Below are 14175 nucleotides of genomic sequence, written 5' to 3'. Positions count from 1 at the left end.
CTATTTAAAAACATAGATATGAGTCTGGGTTAGCAATAACATTTCACATGTTATTGCTAACCTGAAGACTAGCCTTTTAACGACATTGTTTGTTATCCCAAGGGCTAGTCTTCAAAGTAAAGAGAACTGAATCAAGCGTAAACATAGGTGATATCGTTATAATTGCTGACAAAGACCCTTTGGGGTTGTATGGTCAAGTAATTAAGCGCACATGGTGGATGCCTTGGCAGTCAGAGGCGATGAAAGACGTGACAGCCTGCGATAAGCTTCGGGGAGGCGGCAATATCCTGTGATCCGGAGATTTCTGAATGGGGAAACCCACTTACCATAAGGTAAGTATCTTGTACTTGTACAAGAAGCGAACGAGGGGAAGTGAAACATCTCAGTACCCTTAGGAATAGACATCAATTGAGATTCCCCTAGTAGCGGCGAGCGAACGGGGAGAAGCCGATTAATGCTAATGTAGAAGAACAGCGTGGGAAAGCTGACCATAGTAGGTGATAGTCCTGTATTCGAAACATTAGCGTTAACATATTAAGTAGAGCGGGGCACGAGAAATCCTGTTTGAAGATGGGGGGACCATCCTCCAAGGCTAAATACTCCTGACTGACCGATAGTGAACCAGTACCGTGAGGGAAAGGCGAAAAGAACCCCTGTGAGGGGAGTGAAATAGAACCTGAAACCGTGTGCGTACAAGCAGTGGGAGCCCACTTGTTGGGTGACCGCGTACCTTTTGTATAATGGGTCAGCGACTTATATTCTGTAGCAAGGTTAACCGTTTAGGGGAGCCGTAGGGAAACCGAGTCTTAATAGGGCGTCTAGTTGCAGGGTATAGACCCGAAACCGAGTGATCTATCCATGAGCAGGTTGAAAGTGCCGTAACAGGCACCGGAGGACCGAACCCACTGTCGTTGAAAAGCCAGGGGATGACTTGTGGATAGGGGTGAAAGGCTAATCAAACTCGGTGATAGCTGGTTCTCCCCGAAAGCTATTTAGGTAGCGCCTCGGACGAACACCATTGGGGGTAGAGCACTGTTTCGGCTAGGGGGTCATACCGACTTACCAAACCGATGCAAACTCCGAATACCGATGAGTGATATCCGGGAGACACACGGTGGGTGCTAACGTCCATCGTGGAGAGGGAAACAACCCAGACCGCCAGCTAAGGCCCCAAATTCCTAGTTAAGTGGGAAACGAGGTGGGAAGGCATAGACAGCTAGGAGGTTGGCTTAGAAGCAGCCATCCTTTAAAGAAAGCGTAATAGCTCACTAGTCGAGTCGGCCCGCGCGGAAGATGTAACGGGGCTCAAACTAGGAGCCGAAGCTGCGGATTTGAATTTGTTTTCAAGTGGTAGGGGAGCGTTGTGTAAGCCTGTGAAGGTGTGTTGTAAAGCATGCTGGAGGTATCACAAGAGCGAATGCTGACGTGAGTAACGATAATGCGAGTGAAAAGCTCGCACGCCGGAAGATCAAGGGTTCCAGTCCAACGTTAATCGGGGCTGGGTGAGTCGACCCCTAAGGCGAGGCCGAAAGGCGTAGTCGATGGGAAATCGGTTAATATTCCGATACTTGTTTATGATGCGATGGAGGGACGGAGAAGGTTATGCCAGCTCAGCGATGGTTGTCTGAGTGGAAGGATGTAGGTTTATAGCTTAGGTAAATCCGGGCTATTTCATACCGAGATCTGATAGCAAGTCCTACTTGTAGGACGAAGTGGCAAATACCATGCTTCCAGGAAAAGCTTCTAAGCGATAGTCATAAACGAATCGTACCCTAAACCGACACAGGTGATCAGGTAGAGAATACCAAGGCGCTTGAGAGAACTCTGCTGAAGGAACTAGGCAAAATGGTACCGTAACTTCGGGAGAAGGTACGCTGCTGATGGTGAAGGACTTGCTCCGTAAGCTATTGGCAGTCGCAGATACCAGGCTGCTGCAACTGTTTATTAAAAACACAGCACTCTGCAAACACGAAAGTGGACGTATAGGGTGTGATGTCTGCCCGGTGCTGGAAGGTTAATTGATGGGCTTAGCGTATGCGAAGGTCTTGATCGAAGCCCCAGTAAACGGCGGCCGTAACTATAACGGTCCTAAGGTAGCGAAATTCCTTGTCGGGTAAGTTCCGACCTGCACGAATGACATAATGATGGCAGCGCTGTCTCCAGCAGAGACTCAGTGAAATCGAAATCGCAGTGAAGATGCTGTGTACCCGCGGCTAGACGGAAAGACCCCGTGAACCTTTACTACAGCTTTACATTGAACTTTGACCTGACTTGTGCAGGATAGGTGGGAGGCTTTGAAACCGAGACGCTAGTCTTGGTGGAGCCATCCTTGAAATACCACCCTGGTCATGTTGGGGTTCTAACTCAGGTATAACAATACCGAGGACAATGTATGGTGGGTAGTTTGACTGGGGCGGTCTCCTCCTAAAGAGTAACGGAGGAGTACGAAGGTGCGCTCAGAACGGTCGGAAATCGTTCATAGAGTATAAAGGCAAAAGCGCGCTTAACTGCGAGACCCACAAGTCGAGCAGGTACGAAAGTAGGTCTTAGTGATCCGGTGGTTCTGTATGGAAGGGCCATCGCTCAACGGATAAAAGGTACTCTGGGGATAACAGGCTGATACCGCCCAAGAGTTCATATCGACGGCGGTGTTTGGCACCTCGATGTCGGCTCATCTCATCCTAGGGCTGAAGCAGGTCCTAAGGGTATGGCTGTTCGCCATTTAAAGAGGTACGCGAGCTGGGTTTAGAACGTCGTGAGACAGTTCGGTCCCTATCTACCGTGGGCGTTGGAAATTTGAGAGGATCTGCTCCTAGTACGAGAGGACCAGAGTGGACGAACCGCTGGTGTTCGGGTTGTCATGCCAATGGCATTGCCCGGTAGCTACGTTCGGATGGGATAACCGCTGAAAGCATCTAAGCGGGAAGCCCACCTCAAGATTAGATTTCCCTAAAGAGCCGTTCAAGACTAGGACGTTGATAGGCAGGGTGTGGAAGCGCAGTGATGCGTGTAGCTAACCTGTACTAATTGCTCGTTTGGCTTGACCATACAACACCCAAGTGGTTTGTATCAAGCATTATATCGATATCACCGTTATCCTTGATTCAGTTAGGATAAGTGATACTTAGTCAAATAAGTAAAACAAACATAGACTCATATCTAACCCCCTTTGCTGACGACAATAGCACGATGGCACCACCTGATCCCTTCCCGAACTCAGAAGTGAAACATCGTTGCGCCAATGGTAGTGTGGCTTCGGCCATGTGAGAGTAGGTCATCGTCAGCTCCCTATTCCTAAAGCCCCCTAACTTAATTGTTAGGGGGCTTTTCTTTGTCTAGCGGTTGAGGTTAGAAAACTATTTTACATATCCTAATACATAACTTAACAGCTATGTATTGTTGAGATGACTTATTAAAGCTATGATTATTACAGTTCATGTTATCGATGCAGAATTACTAGAGAAACATGGGCTTTTATAAATGAACTTAATATCATAAAAATTAATAATCACAAGGATGAGATGATTATGACTATTGCAAAGAATATTGAAGTAAGCAGCACCTCAGAAACAAGTTTTGAAGATGCTATTCAAAAAGGCGTGGCGCGTATCGCCAAAACCGTTAACAATGTTCAAGGTGCTTGGGTAAAAGAGCAGAAAGTTGGTATTACCGATGGTAAGATTAATAAGTATCATGTCATTATGATTGTGAGCTTTGTCATTAATGAAGATACTGACCTTAGTTAATCATTATTAATAATATAGAATTACTTATAGACCTGATTTATTAAAAAATAAAAAGCCTGTGTATGCAGGCTTTTTTTATGTCTTTTAATCCGTCATAAAACAAAGGTTTACTCATAGAAATTTCTTAACATTATAGATTGAGGTAGATGTAGTAAACTGGTCGTTTGATATTTTTAACATAATTTTTTTAACAAAGTTTTTATAAATAGAGAAAGCTATGGCAGTTGATTTTACCAATACCTTGATCGTTGCGATATCAGCAACCGCTTTATTTGATTTATCAGAGTCTGAAAATCATCTGATAGCATTATTACAGCAGCGACCCAGCGAGGCGATTAAAGAGTTCCGTGACTATATGGCTGAACGCGAGAATGATTCGCTCAGCATTGGAGCCGGCTATCCGCTTATTAAAGCATTGTTAAATTTGAATAATTATTGCCATGATTGCGAGGCGCAGGACGCAGGTATCGAGACGCCATTGGTAGAAGTGGTTATCGTCTCAAAAAGCAGCCCTGATACTGGTATTCAGGTTCTCAATGCCATTCGTGAGCATGGCCTCAATATTTCTCGATCAGCTTTTATCTCAGGTAGCCCGGTGGCGCCTTATATCGATGATTTTAATGTGGACTTGTTTTTGACCACCAATCGCGAGGACGCTCAGCAAGTTGCGGATGCCAATATTTGTGCGTGTGCCATCTTGGATGCGACGCCTGTCAATACTTATGAGCTGGATACTCAGCAGCTGCGTATCGCTTTTGATGGTGATGCGGTGCTTTTTGATGACTCAGGTGAGCTGCTTTATAAGCAAAAAGGGTTACGCGCCTTTCATGACCGTGAAGCCAAAATGCGGGATTTGCCGATAGAGAAGGGGCCGTATGCCGAGCTCTTGATTAAGCTCTCAAACTTGCAAGAGCGTCTGCCAGCAGGGCTTAGCTACTCTCCGATAAAAATCGCTCTGGTAACCGCTCGCAATGCCCCTGCTGATCTGCGGGCCATCAAAACATTGCGAGAGTGGGGCGTCAATGTCGATATGGCGTTTTTTTTGGGTGGACTAGAAAAGACAGCAGTGCTCAGAACCTTTGCGCCGCATATCTTTTTTGATGATTCAATCCAGCATATCGATGCGGCGCGCCGTTTTATCCCAACGGCTTTGGTGCCTTATCATTCAGCCTCGTTGCTACATGGTGATAGCTATTTGGCCGCTGATAAAGAAAACAGTCTGCTATTTATACCAGTTCCACGTTGACAGACAATGTATAGTTAGCTGAATGTAAAACTGTTATGGATTTAAACGCGCTACTGGTATAAATTTTACTTGCGTGCTGCGTTCCCAGAGGCTGCGCAACCTACGTTTAAAAATAGCATCCCAGTAGCGCTATGACATTTTTAGAGTATATCGACTATATCGACTATATCTGTTTTATTTAGAATCGACTATAGCATAAATATTAAATACAAAGCATAGAGTCAAGGGTAGGTCACGATATGAATGGGCAGCAGTTATTTTCTCTCATCATGACACGGGTCAAACAAGTCATCGGACTATATGCTTTTGTGCTGATGCCGATGTGGGGGATGTTTTTTTTAAATGAAACGGTATTTTTTGGCATCTGGAATGTGTTTGGTATTGTACCCCGCGCCTTAGATGTGGGTAGCATGATAGGGGTAGTCGCTTCATGGACAATGCACGGCAACTTTTCTCACTTATTGGGCAATACCATCACGTTGTTGCAGATTTTATTTTTGTTTGGCTTGTTTGAAAAAAACGCCTATCGTACGGTGATTAAGCTGGTGATTGCCTCAGGGTTGGTCACTTGGGTCATCGGTTCGCCGTCTTCTATTCATATCGGCGCATCGGGGCTATGCTTTGCCATGATTGGGTATATGATCGGCGGCGCGGTATTTGCCAGACGTTGGGGCTACCTGCTCGCTTGTATTGTCATGGGTACAGGCTATTGGTTGATTATCAAGCAAGGTTTGATGCCGCAGCAAGGCATTTCATTTGCCGCGCATTTCGGCGGCTTGTGCGCCGGTCTGCTATTGGGTGCCAACTCCAAACATACCTATCAGGTAGGCTCTATACGCTAAATATGCCAGAGGCGTTATGGATTACTATCTGTGCAAACACGGATAAATAAAGAATCCGCTTTGGTCAATGGGTGCCATGTGCTGGTTTGCTGCACATGCTCATCAAGCGATAGGATGCTACCTACTTTTGGCAATATATAATCTGCACGCGCAGGCGCCGCGCAATCGATGACTTGCGGGATTTTTTGTACGCTTCTACGTCTTTCAAACAAATAAAGAGTGACTAAGTGCATATCCGCATTGTCTACTTGGACACGGGCATTTTTGATATCTGCGGCGATAAAACGCAGTATTTGCGGCTTGACATAAGACCAGGGCCGAAACCAAGTGCGACTCTCTGCTGTTTTGACCACCTCTACGCCCGCGGGTAACTTGCTGACTTGCTGAGAATACCAGTTGTATTCTTGATGAATTTGGAAGGTAAAAATGCCAATCGCTGCAAAGAGTGGCACCAGCCACTTTGGTGCGCGTTTGCCCGCTAGTTTACTAAGGTGAGTTATGATCAGTGCCAGTCCAGCCATACCAAACGCTGCGGCCATGGTGGCAATAAACTCAAAAAGCATAAAATCTTCCTTCTTAATCGGTTAGAGCGGCTTGTGCTTTATTTAGGCAAAAACAAATCTGGCAACCATCCAAGACTTATTCTGCACCTAAAGGGATAAAAAAATCACTCACAAGCAGCGCCTGCCTGTGAGTGACACTTTACGTATGATATCTATAATCATTCCAAGAAAAAAAGTGACGTTCAACATTTATCCTTTTAGCTTGGTTTGATTATAGAGTCAACATGGCTCGTACGCCTAGTGGTCGATGGCACCGCCAGCGCCGCGCGGAGAGCGAACACTTTCAACCAGCTCTTGGATGTGCAGCGGTGGCGCTTTTGTCGAATAAGAAACGATAAAGGCGACTGCAAAGTTAATCAGCGCGCCAATGGCCCCAAACGACAGCGGTGAGATACCAAACAACCAGTACTCTGCGGTATCGGGGAAGTTGGCAGTACCACTGATAAAGAACCAGCCTTTAAAGACAAAGATATATACCAAGGTCGTGATAAGGCCGGCGAGCATCCCGCAGATAGCACCTAAGTTATTAATACGCTTAGAGAAGATACCCATCATCAGTGCTGGGAACAAGGAGGCGCCAGCGATACCAAAGGCCAAGGCCACCACCTGTGCGGCAAACCCTGGCGGATTTAGGCCAAGCCACGTTGCCACCACAATCGCAATCGCCATAGAGATTCGAGCAACTTGTAGCTCTCCTTTATCAGTGATGTTTGGGTTGAGGTTTCGTTTGATTAAGTCGTGACTAATGGCAGACGAGATGGCCAGCAACAATCCTGCCGCAGTCGATAGCGCAGCTGCCAAACCACCAGCAGCGATAAGACCGATCACCCAAGGTGGCAGCTGAGCAATCTCTGGGTTGGCCAAGACTAAGATATCGTTATTGACATCCAGCTCATTACCCGCCCAACCTGCTTCAGCAAAGCGTCCATCAAGCTCTTGGTCGTGAGCGGCTTGCGCCTTGGCGACTTCTGCTGTAGCAGCGGTGACATCGCCACCTTCTGCTTCAGCGGTGTTAAGGGCTACTTGAGCGGCACCAAGTCCACTGTCGTTATACATCTGGATACGACCATCATTGTTTAGATCGTTATACTTGATAAGCCCTGTGTCTTCCCATGTTGCCATCCAGTCTGGACGTTGATCATACTCTAAAGATGCTTCTGCAACCCCTTGTGGATAGACCGTATCAATGAGGTTTAGACGAGCCATCGCACCTACCGCTGGAGCAGTAAAGTACAATAGCGAGATGAATACTAGTGTCCAACCCGCTGTCCAGCGCGCATCAGCGACTTTTGGTACGGTAAAGAAGCGAATGATAACGTGTGGTAGGCCTGCTGTACCAATCATAAGTGATAGCGTAAACAGTACCATGTTAAGCTTGTTTGGCACATCAGCAGTATAAGCAGCAAAACCAAGATCAGTGACTACTTGATCAAGCTTGGTCAAAATAGGAACGCCGGACTCAGCATGCGTAGAAAACAGACCCAAACCTGGAATAGGGTTGCCGGTCAGCTCAAGCGAGATAAAGACAGCCGGAATGGTATAGGCAATCATCAAGACGATGTACTGAGCGACCTGTGTATAGGTAATGCCTTTCATACCGCCTAGTACTGCGTAGAAAAACACCACTACCGCGGCAATGAGAAGACCTGTGTCATTCTCCACTTCCAAAAAGCGAGAGAAAGCAACACCTGCACCAGTCATCTGTCCGATAACATAGGTGGTCGATGCCACAATCAGACAAACCACCGCAATCATCGCTGCTGTCTTGGAATAAAAGCGATCGGAGATAAAGTCTGGAACCGTAAACTTACCGAATTTACGTAAGTATGGGGCAAGCAACATAGCGAGTAGTACATAACCGCCTGTCCAGCCCATCAAATAAGTTGAAGCACCATAACCACCAGCAGCAATCAAACCTGCCATGGAGATAAATGACGCGGCACTCATCCAGTCAGCAGCGGTAGCCATACCGTTTACAACTGGATGTACGCCGCCGCCTGCCACATAGAATTCACTGGTGGTCCCAGCACGTGCCCAAATCGCGATACCGAAGTACAGCGCGAAAGACGCTCCTACAAAAATAATATTAATTATATATTGGCTCATGCTCTATTCCTCGTCTACGCCGTATTGTTTATCCAACTTATTCATACGCCACGCGTAGAAGAAAATTAGAATGATAAATACGCCAATGGAACCTTGCTGAGCGAACCAAAAACCTAAGTCAGTACCACCGATTCTGATACCTGCTAAGAGGGGACGCAATAAAATTGCGAATCCATAAGAACATAGTGCCCAAATGATTAGGCTACCTAAAATGAGACGGACATTGGCGCGCCAATAACCGGATGGATCGTTGTGGTTTTCCATAGGACAACTCCTTTTGTCTTACCTAAAATATCATGGTAGATCTCAGTCTCGTCAGTCTGATAAAGACATCTGACAATCACGTACTGGCGAGCAGATAACGCGAGTGCTGATTTAGCATGATGACTATTTGCCAAGATCACTGTATTTAAGAGCGCTATAACAAACAATATTTGAGGAAGAAAGGAGGGGGCAGACCATCCACTGTCTTTGATTACCGTCTCGTCTTCCTGACAAGCGTCTTAAAGTTTTTAGTATGCCAAACAATCATGACAATAAGTGAATATTCAATAAGTCACAATGCCTATAAAATTTAGTCTATCACTTTCAAGTCTGCGTCACTGCAAAAAAATAGGCATAAACCAAAAATCCTGCATAACCATTAGTAATAAATACTTGATAGGTGGATGACAGTATGTAAAAACCATCACCTCCAGCTTACTTTATGCAGTAAATTGGTTACTTTTATCATTCTATAGGATAGGAGAGGCTTGTAGTATTTATTTTAAAAATAAATATAGTGAACCGATAAGTAAACGTGATGGTTGTGACGCACCGAATCTCTATAAAATGCACAGCAGATTTGACAACTGAGCATGGTATGCTGGTTTTAATGGCGTTTATTTGATATAAAACGCAAAAAATAAGCAAATTTTAAAAAGTATTCACGAGGAGTTGATATGAGTGAAGGGATAGTAGGGTGGTTTAACAGCCTCGTAAATTATGGTGTCAGTATTATCTGGGGGAATAATGATTGGTTGATTGCCAATAACCCTTGGTATGGTCTGCTGATGTTTGTACTGATTGGCGCAGGTCTGTATTTTACTGTCGTGACACGTTTTATTCAGTTTCGCCATTTTGGTCATATGTGGAAGCTACTGCGCGTCTCCAACCAAGGGCGCAAAAATGGCGGTATCAGCTCATTTGAAGCATTGATGACGTCGCTGGCGGCGCGTGTGGGTACGGGTAACTTGGCAGGGGTTGCGATTGCGATTTATCTCGGTGGCCCAGGTGCAGTGTTTTGGATGTGGATGACCGCGCTGGTTGGTATGTCGACCAGCTTTATCGAGTCGACGCTCGCCCAAGCATACAAAGTCCCTCACAACGACAATGTGTACCGCGGTGGACCGGCCTACTATATCGAAAAAGGCTTAGGTAAACGCTGGCTTGCGATATTTTTCTCACTGTGTCTGCTCGTGGCCTTTGGTCTTGCTTTCAATGGCGTACAGTCCAACACCATCGCACAAGCGACCAACGAAGCCTTTGGCGTGCCAACATGGATGACAGGTCTTGTATTGGTGGCACTGGTCGCGCCTGTGGTGTTTGGAGGGCTGCGCTCGGTGGCTCGTATCGCGGGCAAAATCGTCCCTATCATGGCGATTTTATATATTTTATTGGCACTGTTTATTATCATCACCAACCTTAGCCAATTCCCAGCTGCCATCGCCTTGATCGTAAAATCAGCTTTCGGATTTGAGCAAGCAGCGGGCGGGGTCATCGGTTATGGTATCGCTCAGGCGATGATCAACGGTATCAAACGCGGACTGTTTTCTAACGAAGCAGGCATGGGGTCGGCGCCCAATGCGGCAGCCACGGCCAAAAGCCATCCTGACCATCCCGCGGTGCAAGGGTTTATGCAAATGCTCGGCGTGTTTATGGATACGCTGGTGATCTGTACCGCAACGGCTGCTATCATCATTTTGTCAGGTGTGGTCGACCCCAATGTCGAGCAAGAAGGTATTCAGCTGACACAGCTGGCGTTGTCGCAGTACGTGGGTGATTTGGGTATTATCTTTGTCGCCATTGCCATTTTCTTCTTTTCTTTTACTTCCATCATTGCCAACTACAGCTATGGCGAGTCAAACCTTGAGTTTATCTCAGGCGCCAAAAACGCCAAAGTAATGATCATGATATTCCGCTTTATGGTATTGGGAATGGTGTTTATTGGTGCCATCGCCAGCCTGCCTGCGATTTGGAACTTTGCGGATTTATCCATGGGTATGATGGCACTCGTCAACTTGGTGGCTATTTTTCTCTTGTCTCCTGTGGCGCTACGCATACTGCGTGACTACGAGCGTCAAATTAAAGAAGGCAAATCAGGTACACAAATCAAATTTGACCCTGATGATTTTGTCAAATTAAAAGACGAAGCCAACCGTGACGCTTGGACAGATTAAGATGGATTGTCGCGTCATTTAATTGAGACATTGAATGTATAAGTATTAGGGCGTATTTACCATTCAACCATGGCAGTGCCTATTTGTGACTGTTCAGCACGCCCTAAAAAACCGCCCTTATAAATTAAGGGCGGTTTTTTATTGCTCAGCGGTGAGCAGATGACTGCTCAAGGCTCTCCAACACCATTACATGTTTGGATAGTTGGGGCCACCGCCGCCTTCTGGCGTGACCCAAGTGATGTTTTGTGATGGATCTTTGATATCACAAGTCTTACAGTGTACGCAGTTTTGCGCGTTGATGACGAATTTTGCGCCTTCGGCATCCTTGACCACTTCATAGACGCCCGCTGGGCAGTACAAACGCGCAGGCTCGGCATAGAGGGGCAGGTTAATCGACACTGGCACCGTTGGGTCAGTGAGCTTAAGATGTGTTGGCTGATCTTCTGCGTGGTTGGTATTAGAGATAAATACTGATGACAGCTTATCAAATACCAGCTTACCATCTGGTTTTAGGTAGGTCGGCTGATAGGCATGGTTGGCACGCTCTAGCTGATCATAGTCAGGGATGTTGTCATGCAGGGTCAGTGGCATTTTACCTTTTAATAGATTGTGCTCGATAAAGGTAAAGGCGCCGCCCATAAACAGACCCATGCGATGTATCGCAGGGGAGAAGTTGCGTGACTCATAGTTGTCTTGATATAACCACGACTCTTTATACATAGTGGTATAAGCCACCACTTCGTCGTGCTGGCGGTCGGCTTGCAGCGCCTCAAAAATCGCCTCAGCCGCGAGCATGCCTGATTTCATCGAGGTGTGCGTGCCTTTGATTTTGGCTGGGTTTAAGAAACCAGCATCGTCACCGACCAACACGCCGCCTGGGAAGGTGAATTTTGGTAGAGAGTTTAGGCCACCTTTGGTCAGGGCACGGGCACCGTAGGAAATACGCTTGCCGCCTTCTAATACATTTTTGATAACAGGGTGCGTCTTTAAGCGCTGCATTTCATCAAATGGCGACATATATGGGTTGTGATAAGACAAATCTGCCACCAGACCAAAGCTGACTTGGTTGTTTTCGTCGAAATACAACCACCAGCCACCCGTCGAGCCAGTTTCGGTCAATGGCCAGCCAAGACCGTGCATGACCACGCCTTGCTCATGTTTTTCAGGTGCCACTTCCCACAGCTCTTTTAGACCGATACCATAATGCTGAGGATCAGCGTCTTTATCGAGACTAAAGCGGCTGATTAAACGTTTGCCCAAGTGACCGCGGCTACCTTCAGCAAAGATGGTGTATTTGGCCAGTAGCTCATAGCCTGGCTCAAAGCTTGGCTTGGCCTCACCGTCAGCCGCCACACCCATATCGCCTGTCAAAATACCACGTACTGAGCCGTCATCATTATATAAGATATCGGCGGCAGGGAAACCTGGGAACATCATCACTTCTAGCTCTTCTGCCTGTACGGCAAGCCAGCGCACCACATTGCCTAGCGAGACGATATAGTTGCCATCGTTGTGCATCGGTGCTGGGATTAAGGGGTCAGGTACTTTGGTCGAGCGCGTGGCTGAATTAAGATAATAAAAACGATCTTCGGTCGCAGGTACGTTGAGCGGGGCACCTTTTTCTTTCCAGTCAGGGATGAGCTCATTGAGCGCGCGTGGCTCGATGACTGCACCAGATAAGGTATGAGCGCCAAACTCAGAGCCTTTTTCGACCACACAAACCATAAACTCATCATTGCCCGCCTCAATGGCAAGCTGACGCAGACGGATAGCCGCAGACAAACCTGCAGGACCGCCGCCGACGATGATGACATCAAACTCCATAGACTCGCGTTCTATCTCAGGCTCTGCAGCCACGCTTTGTGCTTGCACGTCTTGCTCGACCGTATCTGTCGCTACAGTATCGCCATCAACGACTGGCTTTTGATTGTCTTGCTCTTGCATACCTACTCCTAAACTTATGGTGGCTTATCTCAGGGCATCATTAGCTTAACAATTAAATAATAGACTTGTGGCGCTAACGTCACTCGACATATGGCTGCCCGATAAAAACTGTTTGCGCCGTATCAATAACAATGAGCTGGGCTCTTTGCGACAAACCATTTATGCAAAGATATCAACACCTTAAAAAACGCCTCATTGATACAGCGATACAGCACCCACTTAACCATGTAAATAAAAACACGTAAATGAAAAATCGTTACTCATTATAAAAGAAAAGTCCTACAAACACGATACGCATTTGTGAGTATCGATGTTAAGGTAAAATTAAAATAATGAGCTAATTATGATGATTGATTGACGACAAAGATTCATCATACCTGAAACTAAAATTTATAGTCATAATAGATTTGCCAAACTTTGCATACTAGATAGGAAATCATAAGATGGATAGCCATAACAAGCAAGCCAATAAACATCAAAACGATACGCCACAAGCCCCAAACGACGCGCCATTAGACCTAAATAGTGTGGACGCATTGAGCCAGTATCTAAAGACCACTGCTGGGGCGCGCGAGGGGCGATCCATACCTCCCCTAGAACGCTGGCATCCTGAGCAAGTGACGGATATGGATTTGGTGATCAAGGCAAATGGCGAGTGGTGGCACGAAGGCGGGCAAATGACCAGAGAGTCATTGGTGAGTCTGTTTGCCACGATTTTGTGGAAAGAAGAAAATCAGGGCAAAACAGAGTACTTTTTAAAGACGCCTGTACAAAAAATTCGTATTCAAGTTGAAGATGCGCCGTTATTGATCAACGATGTGGGTATCGTTGAGGAAGCAGGCCTGCGTTGGTTGGAGTTTACCACGACCACAGGCGATGTCGTTCGCCTAGATGACGAGCACAAAATCGTATTAAAGGCGTATAATCCTAATGCACCAGACAAGCATGCCGAGAGTCAGCCTCAGGCCAGCAGCGCTCAAGCCAATAATACACAAAACGCCAAAGACCATCAGCAACAAGCAGCCGAGCAGCAGATACGTCCGTATATGCTCGTCAGACAGGGCTTGATGGCGCTGATCGGCCGCAATACGTTTTATCATTTGGCTGAGATTGGTGAGCTGACAGAGCAAAACGGCGAGACGATATTAACCTTACAAAGTGGCGGGCAATGCTATCAATTATCGATGCCTTAACATATCAATGTCTTAACGTACCAATTAATGTACCAATCAAATTAGCAATAACTTAAGCTATCAAGGCCTGAAGCTATTGCTACTTTGCAGCACAAAC

At 46.4% G+C, this 14175-nt stretch carries 9 protein-coding genes and 2 rRNA genes; 7 read left to right on the top strand and 4 right to left on the bottom strand.

Translation table 11 applies throughout. The features are described from left to right. The first annotated feature begins 191 nt into the window (after nucleotides 1-191). From C6W44_RS03520 to C6W44_RS03500, 5 genes are all read left to right on the top strand, one after another. Nucleotides 192-3048 (top strand): 23S ribosomal RNA (locus C6W44_RS03520). A gap of 123 nt (nucleotides 3049-3171) precedes the next feature. Then, a 5S ribosomal RNA gene (rrf, locus tag C6W44_RS03515) occupies nucleotides 3172-3286 on the top strand. A gap of 241 nt (nucleotides 3287-3527) precedes the next feature. Then, nucleotides 3528-3746 carry a dodecin family protein gene (locus C6W44_RS03510; RefSeq protein WP_105246437.1) on the top strand — a complete coding sequence of 73 codons (219 nt, stop codon included), beginning with the start codon at nucleotides 3528-3530 and terminating at the stop codon, nucleotides 3744-3746. Nucleotides 3747-3963: 217 nt separating this feature from the next. After that, entirely contained in the window at nucleotides 3964-4992 is a 1029-nt protein-coding gene (locus C6W44_RS03505; RefSeq protein ID WP_105244245.1) for a 5'-nucleotidase, read from the top strand. A 239-nt stretch (nucleotides 4993-5231) separates the two neighbouring features. Then, a complete protein-coding gene (locus tag C6W44_RS03500) occupies nucleotides 5232-5834 on the top strand; it encodes a rhomboid family intramembrane serine protease (RefSeq protein WP_105244244.1) in 603 nt (200 codons plus the stop codon). Between the two features lie 14 nt (nucleotides 5835-5848). Here the strand turns inward: C6W44_RS03500 and C6W44_RS03495 are convergent, their stop codons facing one another. The 3 genes from C6W44_RS03495 to C6W44_RS03485 all read right to left on the bottom strand — a co-directional run bounded on the left by C6W44_RS03495 (nucleotide 5849) and on the right by C6W44_RS03485 (nucleotide 8767). After that, nucleotides 5849-6397 (bottom strand): hypothetical protein, encoded by a 549-nt coding sequence (locus tag C6W44_RS03495; RefSeq protein WP_105244243.1) that lies wholly within the window; start codon nucleotides 6395-6397, stop codon nucleotides 5849-5851. A gap of 237 nt (nucleotides 6398-6634) precedes the next feature. Beyond that, nucleotides 6635-8503 (bottom strand): sodium:solute symporter family protein, encoded by a 1869-nt coding sequence (locus C6W44_RS03490; protein ID WP_105244242.1) that lies wholly within the window; start codon nucleotides 8501-8503, stop codon nucleotides 6635-6637. A 3-nt stretch (nucleotides 8504-8506) separates the two neighbouring features. Beyond that, a complete protein-coding gene (locus C6W44_RS03485; protein ID WP_105244241.1) occupies nucleotides 8507-8767 on the bottom strand; it encodes a DUF4212 domain-containing protein in 261 nt (86 codons plus the stop codon). Nucleotides 8768-9444: 677 nt separating this feature from the next. Between C6W44_RS03485 and C6W44_RS03480 the strand changes: the two genes are divergently transcribed. After that, nucleotides 9445-10941, top strand: coding sequence for an alanine/glycine:cation symporter family protein (locus C6W44_RS03480; RefSeq protein ID WP_105244240.1), 1497 nt, complete (start codon nucleotides 9445-9447; stop codon nucleotides 10939-10941). Nucleotides 10942-11127: 186 nt separating this feature from the next. Here the strand turns inward: C6W44_RS03480 and C6W44_RS03475 are convergent, their stop codons facing one another. Next, nucleotides 11128-12765: an electron transfer flavoprotein-ubiquinone oxidoreductase gene (locus C6W44_RS03475; RefSeq protein WP_100749110.1), complete on the bottom strand. Its 1638-nt coding sequence runs from the start codon at nucleotides 12763-12765 to the stop codon at nucleotides 11128-11130. 563 nt (nucleotides 12766-13328) lie between these two features. Here C6W44_RS03475 and C6W44_RS03470 point away from each other — a divergent pair. Beyond that, entirely contained in the window at nucleotides 13329-14078 is a 750-nt protein-coding gene (locus tag C6W44_RS03470) for a DUF1285 domain-containing protein (RefSeq protein WP_105244239.1), read from the top strand. Nucleotides 14079-14175 lie beyond the last annotated feature (97 nt).

The sequence above is a fragment of the Psychrobacter sp. Marseille-P5312 genome (genome assembly GCF_900291405.1).
In the GTDB taxonomy this organism is placed as follows: Bacteria; Pseudomonadota; Gammaproteobacteria; order Pseudomonadales; family Moraxellaceae; genus Psychrobacter; species Psychrobacter celer.
This window is presented reverse-complemented; position numbering and strand designations above follow the sequence as displayed.

Excerpts from the sequence above, each read along its gene's own strand:
- C6W44_RS03510 (WP_105246437.1), top strand. The coding sequence starts at position 3,528 with ATGACTATTGCAAAGAATATTGAAGTAAGCAGCACCTCAGAAACAAGT.
- C6W44_RS03505 (WP_105244245.1), top strand. The coding sequence starts at position 3,964 with ATGGCAGTTGATTTTACCAATACCTTGATCGTTGCGATATCAGCAACC.
- C6W44_RS03500 (WP_105244244.1), top strand. The coding sequence starts at position 5,232 with ATGAATGGGCAGCAGTTATTTTCTCTCATCATGACACGGGTCAAACAA.
- C6W44_RS03495 (WP_105244243.1), bottom strand. The coding sequence starts at position 6,397 with ATGCTTTTTGAGTTTATTGCCACCATGGCCGCAGCGTTTGGTATGGCT.
- C6W44_RS03490 (WP_105244242.1), bottom strand. The coding sequence starts at position 8,503 with ATGAGCCAATATATAATTAATATTATTTTTGTAGGAGCGTCTTTCGCG.
- C6W44_RS03485 (WP_105244241.1), bottom strand. The coding sequence starts at position 8,767 with ATGGAAAACCACAACGATCCATCCGGTTATTGGCGCGCCAATGTCCGT.
- C6W44_RS03480 (WP_105244240.1), top strand. The coding sequence starts at position 9,445 with ATGAGTGAAGGGATAGTAGGGTGGTTTAACAGCCTCGTAAATTATGGT.
- C6W44_RS03475 (WP_100749110.1), bottom strand. The coding sequence starts at position 12,765 with ATGGAGTTTGATGTCATCATCGTCGGCGGCGGTCCTGCAGGTTTGTCT.
- C6W44_RS03470 (WP_105244239.1), top strand. The coding sequence starts at position 13,329 with ATGGATAGCCATAACAAGCAAGCCAATAAACATCAAAACGATACGCCA.